We start from the raw sequence: 15,196 nt of genomic DNA, 5'->3' as shown, positions 1-15,196 counted from the left end.
AAACTGTGCGGCAAATAGAAACAATCACACACCCAAAACGTGATTATCCAGTAATCCAATCGATTTTGCCCATTTCACGACAAAATCCTTCGCCCACATGGATTAATTAACCTATCCTTTAAGGTATAGTGCAACGAGGTTTTTGGGGAAGCCGAGTTATGAATTTTACGGCTGAATCGGGCTTATATGTCCGCACATTTCATGCGTTTTCATTTTTGGTTTTGGTTCTGATGTCCGCTTTCGTGGTCGGCTACACGGTGATGTGTGCCTTCGACCTCGCGCCTTGGCTCACTGCATCAGTGGCATTCGGCGATATTCAGATCGAAGACGCGGGCATGTATATCCAGTTGGCCATTACGGCGTTCCTTTTTTCGATGATGTTCTTTGCCCCCGCCAATGGCCGCATCATGTCACTGGAAAAATCGCATCGGAATTTTCGCATCAATATGGACGACGTTGCCCGCGCTTATTACCGCTGCCATGCCGCTGACCGTGAGGGCGTATTTACCATGTCGTCAGAATTTGATGCCGTGCGCGAACGCATCCAGTTCATGCGCGACCATCCTGATCTATCCGATCTGGAAAGCGATATTTTGACTGTCGCCGCACAAATGAGCGAGAGGTCCAGAGGTCTGGCCGACATCTATTCCGACGAAAAAGTCGCCCATGCACGTACCTTCCTGCGCCAGCGCCAAGAAGAGGTTGAGCGGCAACAACGCCAGATCATTGAAGCCCTGCACACCTGTCAGGAAATCGAAAAATGGGCGCAGCAACTCGATACCGAAGAGAGCGTGATCGCCAACCAGTTGGCGCGTCTCGACGATAAACTTCAAGCCGTGCTGCCGACCCTCGGTTATGGGTTCGAGCAGGAAGAAATTGAAGAACCTGAAACCAATGTGGTCCCAATGACGGCCAAGCCGGCAGCAGAATAACGCTTGCCAAATTGGGGCGCTCTGGCCACTTCATCGGATATGACAGTTTCTCGCACCAGTTCTCTCGCCAAATTCGCCAACCTGTGCCTGTTGGTTCTCTTCCCGCTGGCGTGGTTTGCCCCGCTCATGCGTGCGGGCTTTTTGCCACTCTTCGGAACGCATGAAATCTCGGTCGTTTCTGGTCTACAGAGTCTCTGGGAAACGGATGTTTATCTGGCGCTACTAGTGACCGTCCTAGCGATTTTTGCGCCCTATCTAAAAACCATCGGACTCGCACTACTCCACTTTGGCTTGCTCGACACACGCGTCAAACCTGTCCTGATATGGCTGGGCAAACTGGCCATGGCCGATGTTTTCCTGCTGGCGCTCTACGTGGTTATCGTCAAGGGCGTGGGCGTCGGGCGATTGGAAACTGCATGGGGGCTCTATCTGTTCTCGGGCTGTGTGATTGCATCGGTTTTGATCGCGCTCGTCCCGCACAAAGACTGACTTTTTCGTTGCTGTGGCGGGTCGAATAAGGGACAAGGCGAGCATGGCAAAAGAACCCAATTTCATCTGTTCCGACTGCGGCGCGAGTTCCACAAAATGGTCTGGCCGTTGTGACGCCTGTGGTGCGTGGAACACGATCAGCGAACAAAAACCACTCGCCACCAGCCACGGGAGCAAGAGCCTCTCTGGTCGGCGAGGACAAACAATCGCCCTCACCGATCTTGCCGCTCAAGAGGCCGAACCGCCCCGCACAGAAGCGGGCGTGGCAGAGTTGGACCGCGTACTTGGCGGTGGCTTGGTTAAGGCCTCGGCGATTTTGGTTGGCGGCGACCCAGGGATCGGGAAATCCACTCTGCTTCTTCAGGCTGCCGCGCGTTTTGCCCGCAATGGTCTAAAGGTCGTCTACATCTCGGGCGAGGAATCGGCGGCTCAGGTCCAGATGCGTGCGCGGCGGTTGGGGCTCGAGAAAAGCCCCGTCAAACTCGCGTCAGAAACCAACTTGCGCGATATCCTCACCACTCTTGAGGCCGAACAGCCTGATTTGGTGATCATCGACTCGATCCAAACCATGTGGGCCGATACCGTTGACAGCGCGCCGGGGTCGGTCAGTCAGGTGCGGGCCTCGGCGCATGAGATCGTAACCTTCTCCAAAAAGAGCGGAATCGCGACGATCCTCGTGGGTCACGTCACCAAAGAAGGTGCTCTCGCGGGGCCGCGTGTTGTCGAACATATGGTCGATACAGTCCTCTATTTCGAAGGCGAGCGCGGCCATCAGTTCCGTATTTTGCGGGCTGTCAAAAACCGTTTTGGCCCAGCGTCGGAGATTGGCGTGTTCGAAATGACGGGAAAAGGGCTGGTAGAGGTGAAGAACCCCAGCGCCTTGTTCCTGTCCGAACGTGGCAAACCCACCCCTGGTTCGGTGGTGTTCGCGGGCGTTGAGGGATCGCGCCCCATGCTCTGCGAAATTCAAGCGCTTGTCGCCCCCTCTCCAACGCCACAGCCCCGTCGGTCGGTCGTCGGCTGGGATGGGGGACGTTTGGGCATGATCCTCGCAGTTCTGGAATCGCGGTGCGGGATCGCTTTTGCGGGGCTCGATGTCTATCTGAATGTCGCAGGCGGGATGCGGATCACCGAACCTGCGGCAGACCTCGCGGTCGCGGCCGCTCTCATTTCAGCACGAGAAGATGCCGCGCTGCCGTCTGACTGTGTCATCTTTGGCGAGATTAGCCTCTCTGGTAGCATCAGACAGGTGGTTCAGGCCGAAAATCGGTTGAAAGAAGCGCAAAAACTTGGTTTCACGTCGGCAATTCTGCCGCACCTATCCAAAAGAGCAGCGGCACCAGAGATGGACCTGAAACAGATGCAGGACCTCTCTGGCTTCGTGAACGACATTTTCGGCCCGCGAGACGGGACGGTATAGGGGACAAAATGGACGGTTTCACCATTATCGACGGCGTTGTTGCCATCGTCATCGTAGTTTCGGCCCTCTTGGCCTATAGCCGTGGCATCGTCCGCGAAGCGCTGTCGATCCTCGGCTGGATTGCCGCGGCGGTTGTCGCGTTCAGCTTTGCGGCGCCTGCCGGCGTGTTCGTCGGAAACCTTCCCGTGATCGGCAGTCTGATTGATAGCAGCTGCGAATTGCAACTTATCGTCGGATTTGCCGCAGTTTTTGCCGTCGCTCTGGCGATTTTTTCGATCTTCACGCCTCTCTTGTCGTCGCTGGTGCGGAACACCGCTCTGGATGCGTTTGATCAGGCAGGCGGGTTCCTCTTTGGCGTGGTGCGCGGGATCATCCTGATCGCTGTCGCGTTCTTTCTGTACAACACGATCCTCGCCTCGCAGGGCATGGCGATCGTGGATGACAGTCGCTCGGCCAAAATCTTTAACAACTTGACGGGTCAGATCGAAGAGCAAGACCCCGAAGCTGCATTGGGTTGGCTGACCAGCCACTACAACGACCTTCTCGGAACCTGCGAATAAATTATCGTCGCATAAAGTGTATGATAGTTTCGTGACACTGGCCCCCTGAACGCTTATCAGGGGGCGAACCCTTCCCATATCGGATTCGGAGCAAACACTCGTGTCCAGAACGATGCCCCTCGCCCACCCCTTTGACGATGACAAGCTAAAGGAGGAGTGCGGGATTTTCGGCGTTGTCGGCGTTGCCGATGCGGCCAACTTTGTCGCCCTTGGCCTCCATGCCCTGCAACACCGCGGCCAAGAGGCTGGCGGGATCGTGGTGCACGATGCAGAGCACGGTTTCAACTCTGCGCGTCGCATGGGCTATGTCCGCGATAATTTTACCAGTGCAGAGCTGCTTCAGACCCTTCCTGGCAACATCGGTATCGGTCACGTCCGCTATTCGACTGCAGGCAACAAAGGTCAAACCGCGATCCGTGACGTTCAGCCGTTCTTTGGCGAATTCTCGATGGGCGGTGCTGCGATTGCGCACAACGGCAACCTGACCAACGCAGCCGCGCTGCGCCGTGACCTGATTGATCGTGGCGCGATCTTCCAATCTTCGTCGGACTCTGAATGCATCATCCACCTGATGGCGCGCTCTATGGGTCGCAATATTCCTGATCGTATGGAAGAAGCTCTTCGCAAAGCCGAAGGTGCGTTTTCCGTCGTTGCAATGACCCGTACGAAACTGATGGGCGTTCGTGACCCGCTGGGCGTGCGTCCGCTGGTATTGGGCAAAATCGGTGATGGCTGGGCGCTGTCATCGGAAACCTGTGCACTCGACATCATTGGCGCCGAATTCGTCCGTGAAATCGAACCGGGTGAAATGGTAGTCATTTCGGCCAAAGACGGCGTGCAGAGCCATTTCCCTTTCCGCCGTCAGGAACCACGCTTCTGTATCTTTGAACAGGTCTACTTCTCACGTCCTGACTCGATCCTGTCTGGTCGTTCGGTTTATGAAACTCGCCGCCAGATCGGTGTAGAGCTCGCTCGCGAAGCACCTGTAGAGGCAGACCTCGTTTGTCCCGTGCCAGATTCGGGCACGCCAGCAGCGATTGGTTTCAGCCACGAGAGCGGCATTCCCTACGGCATGGGCATCATTCGCAACCAATACATGGGCCGCACCTTTATTGAGCCGACCGATGCGATCCGAAACATGGGTGTTCGTCTCAAACTGAACGTGAACCGAGCGCTGATCGCTGGCAAACGGATCATCCTTGTGGACGACTCGGTTGTGCGTGGCACTACGACCCGCAAGATCAAGGATATGCTTCTCGATGCGGGCGCGGCAGAGGTACACTTCCGCATCGCCTCCCCACCCACCGCGTGGCCGTGCTTCTATGGTGTGGACACCCCGCAGCGAGAAAAACTGATTGCTGCAACAATGACCGAAGACGAAATGCGCGAACACCTCGGTGTCGACAGCCTGCGCTTTATCTCGCTCGACGGTCTTTACCGCGCAGCGGGTCACGCAGAGGGCCGCAACACCGCCTGTCCGCAATTCTGTGACGCGTGTTTCTCGGGTGAATATCCGATCAAACCAACCGATATGATCGCCAAGGGATTCGAACTGAAGTCCTAAGGTGACTTAACCGTTCGGAAATCACCTTGCTCGGTCGTGCAAGATCAGGGTCGCCCAATGTGGCGGCCCTTATTTCTTTTGCATATATCGAAATCAAGGAACTGGCAGTTCCCCGCCTATGCCTCCTATCCTTACGTGCAAGGTGGGGTTTTTTTACTGTTTTCCACATGCCACCTCAGTCCGACCACTCACGGGTAATGGACCGAAAATGACGAGCATGACCAACAACGTTGTCGCGCAAGCGGCAACGGTCGTCGATGTGCTGCCTTTGGATCAAATGGCACTCATTGGCACGATTGTGAAACCAGATGGCACTCAAGCGATCCTGCGCAACAGGATCGGATATGTCCGCCTTGTTTCGGTGGGAGACACGACACTGTCGGGCCGCATTACCGCGATTGATGAACAGTCGGTGATCCTCACCGGAATGGACGGGCAGCTTGTTCTGCAGATGGTGAACTAACCCGACCAAAGCGCCGCATCACAGCCCACTTGCACCAAACGCAACAAGGTGCGAAATGGAGCCTATGACGCAAGATACACGCCCCACCGCTCTGATCACCGGCGCTTCCCGCGGACTTGGCTCTGCCTTGGCCGAACAGCTTGCCGAAACGCACCACATTATCGCCGTGGGCAAAACCACCGGCGCGCTTGAGGAACTGGATGATCGCATTCAGGCCAAGGGTGGTGAAGCGTCACTTGCGCCGATGGACATCACCGTTGAAGCCGCGATGCAGCAGCTGTGCCGCTCGGTCTATGACCGCTGGGGCAAACTGGACCTCTGGATCCACTCCGCGATCTTTTCCCCGCCCCTGTCGCCTGCTCCGGACATGCCGGAAAAAGACTACGACAAGGCATTTCTGACCAACGTCAAAGCAACCCAGCGCTTGATCAGCTATGTGGCCCCACTCTTGGGCAACACTGGCCGCGCAGTGTTCTTTGATGATCCACGCGCGGGCGAGGCGTTCTTTGGCGCCTATGGCGCGTCCAAGGCCGCACAGATCGCAATGGCGCGCAGCTGGCAGACTGAAACCGCTAAAATCGGCCCGATGGTTAAGATTTTAACCCCGCGCCCGATGCCGACAGCCGTGCGTGCACGCTTCTTCCCTGGTGAAGACCGCGCGCCACTGACCGACATCCGCGAAGAGGCGGCACGTCTCCTGCCAGAAATCCTATCGTAAAACAGGTCTGACAATGCTTGCCGCTTTGCCTTCAACTGCTTAGGAAGGTCAGCAAAAGAGGTGAGCATGCGCATTCTTATTACCAACGATGACGGGATCAACGCACCGGGCCTAAAGGTGCTGCACGCAATCGCACAAGAGGTTGCTGGCCCCGATGGTGAAGTTTGGACCGTCGCGCCTGCCTTTGAACAGTCGGGCGTGGGACATTGCATCAGCTACACCCATCCCACGATGATTGCGCAATTGGGTGAACGACGTTTCGCTGCTGAAGGATCGCCTGCGGACTGCGTTCTGGCTGGTCTTTATGATGTAATGTCAGACAAAAAGCCCGATCTCGTGCTCTCTGGTGTGAACCGTGGCAACAACGCAGGCGAAAACGTCATGTATTCGGGCACCATCGGCGCCACGATTGAAGCCTCGCTACAGGGTGTCCCTGCCATCGCGATGTCGCAGTTCTTTGGCCCTGCCAATGCCGACCTCGACCAACCGTTCGAAGCCGCAGCCCAGCACGGTGCTGACGTTGTGAGGCGTTTGCTGAAAAACGGCCTCTGGGGTGATGAGGATTATCGCCTCTTCTACAACGTCAACTTCCCTCCCGTCGCCGCTGCCGATGTTCAAGGGATGAAGGTTGGCGCACAGGGCTTCCGCCGTGGTACCGCCTTTACCGTTGAGCCGCATCAATCGCCTTCGGGCCGCAAGTTCCTTTGGGTCAAAGGTGGCGATCAGCGGGTTCGCACCCTGCCCGACACGGACGTGGCCCTCAACCTTGATGGTTACATCAGCGTGACGCCGATGCGCGCGGACCTCACCGATCACGCGACCCTCGCCCAACTGCGGGATGCGCTCGAGTGACCTTTGACGCCGAAGCCAAGATGCAATTCCTTTATGCCCTACGATCAAAGGGCGTGACGGACGCACGTGTGCTCACGGCGATGGAACGGGTCGACCGCGCAATGTTCGTCAAAGGCATCTTTGCGGATCGTGCCTACGAGGACATGCCGCTGCCCATCGCGTCAGGTCAAACTATCAGCCAGCCGTCGGTCGTTGGCATCATGACCCAAGCCCTCAATGTCACCAACCGCGATAAGGTTTTGGAGGTCGGTACAGGCTCTGGGTATCAAGCCGCGATCCTCAGCCACCTCGCCCGCCGCGTCTATACCATCGACCGTTATCGTCGCCTTGTGACCGACGCGAAGGCGATTTTTGAACGGCTCGACCTGACGAATGTGATCCCTTTTGTGGGCGATGGCAGCTTTGGTTTGCCAGATCAGGCCCCGTTTGATCGCATTCTCGTGACCGCAGCCGCCGAAGACCCGCCCGGTCCGCTCTTGGCGCAATTGCGCGTTGGCGGTATTATGGTATTGCCAGTGGGGCAATCCGATGCGGTTCAGAGCCTGATCCGTGTCACCCGCACTGAGGACGGATTTGACTACGACGAATTACGCCCTGTCCGCTTTGTCCCTCTGGTCGAGGGCTTGGGCGACTGACCTAAACAGCTCTGATCAACAGGGCGAGAGAGACGAGGATCGAGTGATGATCAAGGCAAATTCCCTGCGCACTGCGCTGTTCACAGGTGCCGCACTGACGCTATTGGCAGGCTGCGCAGACACCTTTGAGAATTTCGATTTGGACATGCGGGACTTGGGCGGCAACACGCTCGATACCACGAATGCGGCGCGCAACCTGCCGCCCCGTCCAGAGCCCGATAATCGCGGTGTGATTTCCTACCCGAACTATCAAGTGGTCGTAGCGATCCGCGGCGACACCGTCACAACCGTGGCCCAACGTCTGGACATCAACGCAGCAGAGCTGGCCCGTGCCAACGCACTCAGCGTTGATACTGCACTGAACCAAGGCGCTGTACTGCTCTTGCCGAACCGCGTGGCTGAACCCTCGGCTGCTACGGGCGCTGTCATCTCTGGTCCTATCCAGCCGACCGAGGTTGATGTGACAACGCTTGCCGCCGCCGCAATTGACCGCGCTGGTCCGCAAGCCACCACGACCGCCCCCGCAGCGGCGGCACCTCAAACCGCGACCATCATGGATGGCGTTGAACCACTGCGCCACACCGTGCGCCCGAACGAGACCGCATACTCTATCGCGCGTCTCTATAATTTGCCTGTGCGGACCTTGGCCGAATGGAACGGTCTAGGGTCTGACCTTTCCGTCCGCGAAGGCCAGTCGCTCTTGATCCCGCAAAGCGGCGTGACGCTCATCACAGAGCCAGAAAGCGCCCCGGGTGAAGGCACACAAACGCCAGTTCCACCGTCGGCTGCAACACCACTTCCGACCGAGACAACAACGCCTGCAGCAGCCGCAACCGTGGCCCCAGTGGCTGCGCCTGACCTCGGCACGCCAACGCCAGCGGCAAACCCGAATGCTCCGCTGATTTACCCAGTACGCGGTAACATCGTGCGCGCTTACTCCGCTGGAAGCAACGAAGGCATCGACATCGCGGCGAGCGCGGGCGACGAAGTGGTTGCCGCCGCCGCTGGGACCGTGGCAGCCATCACCCGCGATACCAACGGTATTGCGATTGTTGTGATCCGTCACGCGACCGATCTGTTGACCGTTTACACCAACCTCGACGGTTTGACTGTCGCTGAGGGCGCAAACGTCCGTCAGGGACAAAAAATCGGCGTGGTGAAAGCCACGAACCCTGCGGTCGTCCATTTTGAAGTGCGCCTGTCGGGTATGAAATCGGCCAACCCCGAAGACTACCTGCCCTAATCAGGTCATAGCACCAAGATATAAATCGGGCGGGGAAATCCCCGCCCGTTTTCGTTAGAGTGTCACGCCTTTGCGCCCAGCAAGGTCCGTGAAATACTGCCACGCCACACGGCCAGAACGGCTCCCTCGGGTGGCTTGCCATTCGATGGCTTCGGCCCAGAGCGTCTCTTCGTCGATTTCGACGCCATAGGACGCGCAATATCCGCGGATCATATTGAGGTAATCATCCTGCGAACACGGATGGAAACCGAGCCACAGACCAAACCGGTCCGAGAGCGATACCTTCTCTTCGACCGCTTCCGCAGGGTTGATCGCGGTGGAGCGCTCGTTCTCGATCATGTCGCGCGGCATAAGGTGGCGACGGTTCGACGTCGCATAGAGCACCACATTGTCAGGACGCCCCTCAATCCCGCCATCCAACACCGCCTTCAGCGATTTGTAATGGGCATCATCATTGCTGAACGACAGGTCGTCACAGAACAGGACAAAGCGTTCAGGACGGCCGCGTAGCAAGTTCAGGCACCGCGTAATCGACGGAAGGTCTTCGCGCTGGATCTCGATCAGCTTGAGGTCGGGATAGGTTTCGCCCAGCTTCCCATGCACAGCCTTAACCAAACTGGATTTCCCCATACCACGCGCGCCCCACAGAAGGGCGTTGTTGGCGGGCATCCCACGGGCAAACTGTTCGGTGTTGGCCATCAACGTGTCGCGCGATCTGTTCACCCCAACGAGGAGCGAGACATCAACCCGCGATACCTTGGTCACTGGTTCGAGCCGGTCGGGGCTGGTGTGCCAAACGAACCCTTGGGCAGCGGCAAAGTCCGGAGCGGCCAAAGGCGCCGGAGCGATCCGCTCTAGCGCCTCTGCGATACGCGTTAAGGTCGCGTCGTTCATGCCTTTGCCTCGTCGTCGGCTTCGTCCTCATCGTCCTCGAAATACAGACCTTCGGCCTTGAGGCGTTCGATGCGCGCTTTTTCAACACGGGCCACCAGTTGGATCGACACTTCGTACAGGCCATAAACGACCGAGAAGAGGATAATCTGGCTCACCACATCAGGCGGAGTCGCGATCGCAGCGAGGATCAGAATACCGACCACCGCATATTTGCGAACCGACCGCAGACCATTCGCAGAAACCAACCCCGCCTTGCCCATAAGGGTCAGCAGAACGGGCAACTGGAAACAGAGGCCAAAGGCGATGATGAACTTCATCGTTAACGACAGATAGGACTGGGCCGAGCCGAGGTAATTGATCCCTGCCGAAGTTGCCTCGGTCCCAGCGGTCGCCCCTGCCTGTTGGAAGTTCAGGAAGAACGTGAAGGCCATCGGCGTGATAACGTAGAACGCAAAGGCAGCACCGAGGATGAACATGATCGGCGAGGCCAAAAGGAACGGCAGGAACGCATTCTTTTCCGACTTATACAGACCAGGCGCCACGAACCGCCAAAGCTGGTAACTGATCACTGGGAACGACAGGACCAAACCACCAAGCATCGAGATTGACACCGCGACAAAGAAACCCTCTTGGAGGGCGATCATCACGAGGCCGCAATCCTGCTGGCCGTTCTCAGCCAGAGCATCACAGAGCGGTTGCGTCAGGAAATCGAATATCGGGTTCCAAACAGTAAAACAGATCACCATCGCCACTACGAAAGCGCCGAGCGACTTGATCAGCCGCGACCGCAGTTCTGCAAGGTGTTCGATCAACGGGGCAGAGGTATCTTCGATTTCGTCTGCGTTGCTCATTCTTGTGCCTCGGTCTTGGGGCTTGGGTCACGCAGCGCGGCCAAGTCTGCTTCGGCCTCGTCAAGAGCGGCCTCTGCTGCGGCAGCCTCGCGGGCTTTGCGCTCTTCAGCGGCCTTCGCCATGGCTGCATCCATCTTTTCCTTGGTCTCTGCTCGCTCAGGTGTGAGCGAAGAGGTATCCAAGGTCGATTTGATCGCATCCTTGCCGAACTGCGTCGGGTTCGACGCGGCCTTCAGGGTTTTGTTGATGTCCTTCATCCCCGACTGATCCGCCGCTTGATCCATCGCGCGGCTGAATTCGCGGGCCATCCCTTTGGCCTTACCGACGTATTGCCCGACGGTGCGGAACAATCCCGGCAATTCCTGCGGTCCAACCACAATCAGCGCGACGATGCCGATGAGGACCATCTCGCTCCAGCCCATGCCAAACATAGCGGCGTTCCTTCGCGTTGATTAGGCGTTGTCTTTTTCAGACTCGGGGGTGACGTCTTTCGCTGCTTCAGCTTTTGCAGCTTCCAGCTCTTTCTCGCCTTCGCTGATGCCTTTTTTGAACGAGGTGATGCCTTTACCCACTTCGCCCATGATGCCCGAGATTTTGCCGCGGCCAAACATGACCAGAACAACAACTGCGATCAGGATGAGGCCCATCGGGCCGATATTGTTGAGCATGATAGTCTCCCTATGTGCGGGTCGGCCTCTGCCGCCCGAAAATTCTGTGACCCCGACTGTTGCGAGTTTCCCAAGCGGTGAAAAGCGCGAAATCGCTTCTGGCGGCGAGTTTCTGAAAAGTTTGTCGATATTTGTGACAAAAACTTGTCAGTAGTGAATTCTGCTGCGACAAAGCCGTATGAAACGAACGGATCGATTGCGACAGTTGATACGGATTTTGCGGGACGGTGATCTGCACCGTGCCGTTGATATTGCTGAGAAAACGGGCGTCACCGTGCGCACAGTCTATCGCGACATGGAAACACTGATGGCCTCGGGCGTGCCGATGGTTGGGGCTCGCGGAACGGGCTATCGGATCACCGCGCCGATCACCCTGCCCGCGATGAACCTCTCAATGGCAGAGCTTGAAGCGCTGCACCTCGGTCTTATGGCCGTCGCCCAATCGGGCGAGGCCGATCTGACCGAAGCCGCACAGACCTTGGCCGACAAACTCGATGCTGCCCTGCCCGAAGACGTGGATCATACGACAACGAATGGGCTTGCCATTTACCCCTTCACAAGCCGCACGCAGAGCGTCGTTCACCTGCCCGCCCTTCGGCAAGCGATCCGTGCGCGGCAAAAACTGGTCGTAACTCTCAACGGACAGGATCGCACGGTACGGCCCTTGCGGCTGGATTATTGGGGGCGGGTTTGGACCTGCACGGTGTGGTGCGAAACGACCCGTGGGTTTGATGATCTGCCAATTGAGGACATCACGGCACTGCGCAAACTCCCATCGCTCTTTGTGAACGAAACGGGCAAAACGCTGGCGGACTACAGGGCGGCGCGCTCTATTTCTTAACAGGGTAAACGAAACAGCGATCGCGCCGCATCATAAGCCAGAGAGCCGTTCCAGGTTTAGGCAGGAATACATTCGGGACCTGAGCCTTCAAAACGGATCCGTCGAAATCCATCTTGAACTCAACGAGGCTCTCCGCCCCCATGAACCGCGAACGAGTGACGATACCCCGCGCAGGTGCGCCGTCGCCAACGGTCGGGTTCGGGCCGCGCCCATGTCGATCAAAGTCGATCCGAAGGTGCTGAGGCCGAATAACGATGTCCACATCAGTGCCATCGGCCTGCCCCGGCGCAAAGAACTGACCAAAGGCCGTTTCGACCAAAGCACCCTGAACTTTACCGTGTATCACATTGATATCGCTGAAAAAAGCTGCAGCAGATTTATCTACGGGCGCGTTGTAGACGTTATAGGGCGCACCCTGTTGAACGATCTTACCACGGCGCATGAGCGCGATCTCATCCGCCATACGCATAGCCTCAGCGGGTTCGTGGGTGACGAGCAGAACAGCCGCGCCTTCGTCCTTGAGAACCTCTAGCGTCTGATCGCGGATGCCGTCTCGCAGGCGGTTATCGAGGCCCGAAAACGGTTCGTCCATCAGCATGATACGAGGCCGCGGCGCCAGGGCCCGCGCTAGCGCAACGCGCTGCTGTTCCCCACCAGACAATTCGTGCGGATAGCTGTCGATATGACGGAGCATGTCGACCTTATCGAGCAGTTCCTCGACTCGACGGCGTTGGTCCTGTTTGTCCCCTTTGAGGCCAAAAGCAACGTTGCCCGCGACGCTGAGATGCGGAAACAAGGCGAAGTCCTGAAACATCAAACCGATGGAGCGGCCTTCGGGCGGGACACGGTAAACTGTGTCGCAAACCAATTGGCCGTCGACATAAATTTCACCGCTGTCCTGCATATCAACACCCGCGATGATCCGCAGTGTCGTCGATTTACCGCAGCCAGACGGCCCCAAGAGGCAAGTCACCTGCCCCGGCATCACCGAGAGCGATACGTCATCCACAACAGGCAGTCCGTCAAACGAACGGCGAATGTTGCGGATTTCAAGGCGGGGTGGGTTCGGCACGATGGTTCCTATTTCCGACAGCTTCAATCGGGTATAGGCCCGTCCTATCAACCTCGCCGGCCTTGGGCAAGTCCATGGATCACATGGTCATATTCGCCGCACCCCCGTCGAGCATGATGTTCTGCCCCACGATAAAGCCCGCCTTTTCCGAACAGAGAAACGCGCACATAGCCCCGAATTCGGTCGTCGTTCCATAGCGCCGCGCTGGAATGGTGGCCTCGCGTTTGGCACGCGCATCGGCAACGGTGATCCCTTCGGCATTGGACACGCCAGTATCGAGAGAGAGTGCGCGATCCGTGTCATGCAAACCGGGCAGCATATTGTTGATCGTCACACCAAAGGGCGCGACTTGACGCGATGTCCCAGCAACAAACCCTGTCAATCCCGCTCGTGCAGAGTTCGACAGCCCCAATTGCGGTATCGGCGCCTTCACCGACTGAGAGGTGATGTTCACCACGCGGCCCCAACCTTTTTCAATCATTGCAGGCATCAGGGCGGTCATTAGCGCAACCGGCGTCAACATGTTTGCATCAAGCGCTTTGATGAAATCGTCGCGGTTCCAATCCGACCACATCCCCGGAGGCGGGCCACCGGCGTTGGTGACAAGGATATCAACACCTTGCGCCGCATTGATCACCTGCTTTTGCCCCTCTGAGGTGGTAACGTCACAGGCAACCGTTTCTACTGTCACACCATATTTCGCGCGGATTTCAGCAGCCGTCTGTTCAAGCGTCTCAGCGGTCCGCGCGTTGATCACCAGATTCACCCCTGCTTCGGCCAATGCCTCTGCACAGCCGCGCCCCAAACCTTTGGAAGCGCCACAGACCAATGCTCGTTTACCAGATATCCCTAGTTCCACAGCTCAATCTCCCTGATCTTTTTGTTGGGTTGCTTTATGTTTCCCATTCGTTGACGAATATATAGATTATTCACTAGTTACCCGTTTCAATAGCATCACGAGTTTTAAGGTTGGTTTATGTCTCATTTGAAAAACGCTCACACGTCCCAAACCCTGCCCGTTCATCGGAGCCGTGATTTTGTCGTGACCAATGGCGTTGCCGAAGGGGACCCGATAAGCTTTGCCGACGAACTGCTGATGGATGACATCTACCAGATCACCGAAACGGCGCAGCGTTTACCCTTGTCGGTGGCAATGGACCCTGAAACAGGCGCGCTGACCGTCGCGATGCAATCCGCAATCGGATCGGCGGGCAATGCGATTTACCTCGACTCCTGCCTGACGCTTATGATGTCCGACAGCACCACTTGCGAGGTCATCGTTCTCGTCGAAGTCGAAGATGGTGGCGTCGAGGAGGTGTATATCCTTCCGCTCGCCCCCATGCCTGCTCGCAAAGATTTCCGGCTCGTCGGCATTAATCGCGATGCTGCGCTGAGCCGTTTTGCCGAAATGGCCTGCGTATCGTTTGCACGCGGCACTCATATTACGCTGGCCTCAGGTGAGCAGCGGAAGATCGAAGACCTCAAGGTCGGCGACCGCGTCCTAACGCGTGACGACGGCGCGCAATCCGTGCGCTGGATCGGTCAAACAACGCTCCGCGCTGTGGGCGAGTTTGCGCCCGTCGTCATCCGCAAGGGCACGCTGCACAACGAAAATGATCTTATGCTGTCGCCCGATCACCGTGTCTTCATCTACCAGCGCGAGGATCATTTGGGCGCAGGTCGAGCCGAGGTCTTGGTGCGGGTTCGCCACCTGATTAACGGCGACACCGTGTACCAACAGGACGGTGGTTATGTTGATTACTTCCAAGTCCTCTTTGACGAACACCAAATCATCTATGCCGAAGGGATCGCTGCGGAATCCCTGCTTATCGACCCACGCACCCGATCCGCCATTCCGGCAACAGTCGACACACAACGTCACACTTATCGCCATCACCACGATTTCGAAGTGACCGAAACCTTACTGCCACACCAAAACGCAGCCGAGGTTTTACGTAAGGCGTCGAGTAGCTGACAAATATTCAATTTATTTG

18 protein-coding genes are annotated in these 15,196 nt (G+C 57.3%); 12 read left to right on the top strand and 6 right to left on the bottom strand.

Translation table 11 applies throughout. The annotated features are described in order from the left end of the window. The first annotated feature begins 230 nt into the window (after positions 1-230). From BSK21_RS04875 to BSK21_RS04830, 10 genes are all read left to right on the top strand, one after another. A complete protein-coding gene (locus tag BSK21_RS04875; protein ID WP_232230450.1) occupies positions 231-932 on the top strand; it encodes a DNA repair protein in 702 nt (233 codons plus the stop codon). A gap of 39 nt (positions 933-971) precedes the next feature. Further along, positions 972-1,421 (top strand): paraquat-inducible protein A, encoded by a 450-nt coding sequence (locus tag BSK21_RS04870; RefSeq protein WP_067549117.1) that lies wholly within the window; start codon positions 972-974, stop codon positions 1,419-1,421. A 43-nt stretch (positions 1,422-1,464) separates the two neighbouring features. Further along, positions 1,465-2,841: a DNA repair protein RadA gene (radA, locus tag BSK21_RS04865; RefSeq protein ID WP_067549120.1), complete on the top strand. Its 1,377-nt coding sequence runs from the start codon at positions 1,465-1,467 to the stop codon at positions 2,839-2,841. Positions 2,842-2,849: 8 nt separating this feature from the next. Then, on the top strand, positions 2,850-3,401 hold the full coding sequence (locus BSK21_RS04860; RefSeq protein ID WP_067549123.1) for a CvpA family protein: 552 nt from the start codon (positions 2,850-2,852) through the stop codon (positions 3,399-3,401). Positions 3,402-3,513: 112 nt separating this feature from the next. Continuing rightward, a complete protein-coding gene (gene purF, locus BSK21_RS04855) occupies positions 3,514-4,965 on the top strand; it encodes an amidophosphoribosyltransferase (RefSeq protein ID WP_067549126.1) in 1,452 nt (483 codons plus the stop codon). A gap of 208 nt (positions 4,966-5,173) precedes the next feature. Further along, positions 5,174-5,428, top strand: coding sequence for a hypothetical protein (locus BSK21_RS04850; protein WP_156529560.1), 255 nt, complete (start codon positions 5,174-5,176; stop codon positions 5,426-5,428). A gap of 64 nt (positions 5,429-5,492) precedes the next feature. Next, the gene (locus BSK21_RS04845) at positions 5,493-6,146 is read left to right on the top strand and encodes an SDR family oxidoreductase (protein WP_067549132.1); all 654 of its coding nucleotides are present in this window, start codon (positions 5,493-5,495) and stop codon (positions 6,144-6,146) included. Between the two features lie 66 nt (positions 6,147-6,212). Continuing rightward, the gene (gene surE, locus BSK21_RS04840; protein ID WP_067549135.1) at positions 6,213-6,998 is read left to right on the top strand and encodes a 5'/3'-nucleotidase SurE; all 786 of its coding nucleotides are present in this window, start codon (positions 6,213-6,215) and stop codon (positions 6,996-6,998) included. Next, positions 6,995-7,633 carry a protein-L-isoaspartate(D-aspartate) O-methyltransferase gene (locus BSK21_RS04835; protein WP_197498145.1) on the top strand — a complete coding sequence of 213 codons (639 nt, stop codon included), beginning with the start codon at positions 6,995-6,997 and terminating at the stop codon, positions 7,631-7,633. The genes surE and BSK21_RS04835 overlap by 4 nt, the downstream gene beginning before the upstream one ends. Positions 7,634-7,679: 46 nt before the next feature. After that, the gene (locus BSK21_RS04830; protein ID WP_067549137.1) at positions 7,680-8,876 is read left to right on the top strand and encodes a LysM peptidoglycan-binding domain-containing M23 family metallopeptidase; all 1,197 of its coding nucleotides are present in this window, start codon (positions 7,680-7,682) and stop codon (positions 8,874-8,876) included. Between the two features lie 54 nt (positions 8,877-8,930). Here the strand turns inward: BSK21_RS04830 and BSK21_RS04825 are convergent, their stop codons facing one another. From BSK21_RS04825 to BSK21_RS04810, 4 genes are read right to left on the bottom strand one after another with little or no spacing between them, the layout of a single operon-like run. Further along, positions 8,931-9,770 carry an ATP-binding protein gene (locus tag BSK21_RS04825; RefSeq protein WP_067549141.1) on the bottom strand — a complete coding sequence of 280 codons (840 nt, stop codon included), beginning with the start codon at positions 9,768-9,770 and terminating at the stop codon, positions 8,931-8,933. Continuing rightward, a complete protein-coding gene (gene tatC, locus BSK21_RS04820; protein WP_067549144.1) occupies positions 9,767-10,621 on the bottom strand; it encodes a twin-arginine translocase subunit TatC in 855 nt (284 codons plus the stop codon). Before tatC ends, BSK21_RS04825 begins: the two co-directional genes overlap by 4 nt. Next, complete coding sequence (gene tatB, locus BSK21_RS04815) at positions 10,618-11,052, bottom strand: Sec-independent protein translocase protein TatB (protein WP_067549147.1); 435 nt, start codon at positions 11,050-11,052, stop codon at positions 10,618-10,620. Before tatB ends, tatC begins: the two co-directional genes overlap by 4 nt. Positions 11,053-11,073: 21 nt before the next feature. Beyond that, positions 11,074-11,289, bottom strand: coding sequence for a twin-arginine translocase TatA/TatE family subunit (locus BSK21_RS04810; protein ID WP_067549150.1), 216 nt, complete (start codon positions 11,287-11,289; stop codon positions 11,074-11,076). 178 nt (positions 11,290-11,467) lie between these two features. On the opposite strand from BSK21_RS04810, the gene BSK21_RS04805 reads away from it, so the two are divergent. Beyond that, positions 11,468-12,130, top strand: coding sequence for a YafY family protein (locus BSK21_RS04805; protein ID WP_067549153.1), 663 nt, complete (start codon positions 11,468-11,470; stop codon positions 12,128-12,130). On the opposite strand, the gene BSK21_RS04800 is transcribed toward BSK21_RS04805, so the two are convergent. Continuing rightward, complete coding sequence (locus BSK21_RS04800; RefSeq protein ID WP_067549157.1) at positions 12,120-13,202, bottom strand: ABC transporter ATP-binding protein; 1,083 nt, start codon at positions 13,200-13,202, stop codon at positions 12,120-12,122. The genes BSK21_RS04805 and BSK21_RS04800 overlap by 11 nt on opposite strands. 79 nt (positions 13,203-13,281) lie before the next feature. Further along, entirely contained in the window at positions 13,282-14,061 is a 780-nt protein-coding gene (locus BSK21_RS04795; RefSeq protein WP_067549160.1) for an SDR family oxidoreductase, read from the bottom strand. A gap of 117 nt (positions 14,062-14,178) precedes the next feature. On the opposite strand from BSK21_RS04795, the gene BSK21_RS04790 reads away from it, so the two are divergent. After that, positions 14,179-15,177, top strand: coding sequence for a Hint domain-containing protein (locus tag BSK21_RS04790; protein ID WP_067549163.1), 999 nt, complete (start codon positions 14,179-14,181; stop codon positions 15,175-15,177). The last annotated feature ends 19 nt before the right edge of the window (positions 15,178-15,196 follow it).

It is taken from the genome of Marivivens sp. JLT3646 (assembly GCF_001908835.1).
Classification (GTDB): Bacteria; Pseudomonadota; Alphaproteobacteria; order Rhodobacterales; family Rhodobacteraceae; genus Marivivens; species Marivivens geojensis.
The sequence above is the reverse complement of the archived record's forward strand: the minus strand, read 5'-3'. Positions and strand labels throughout refer to the sequence as shown.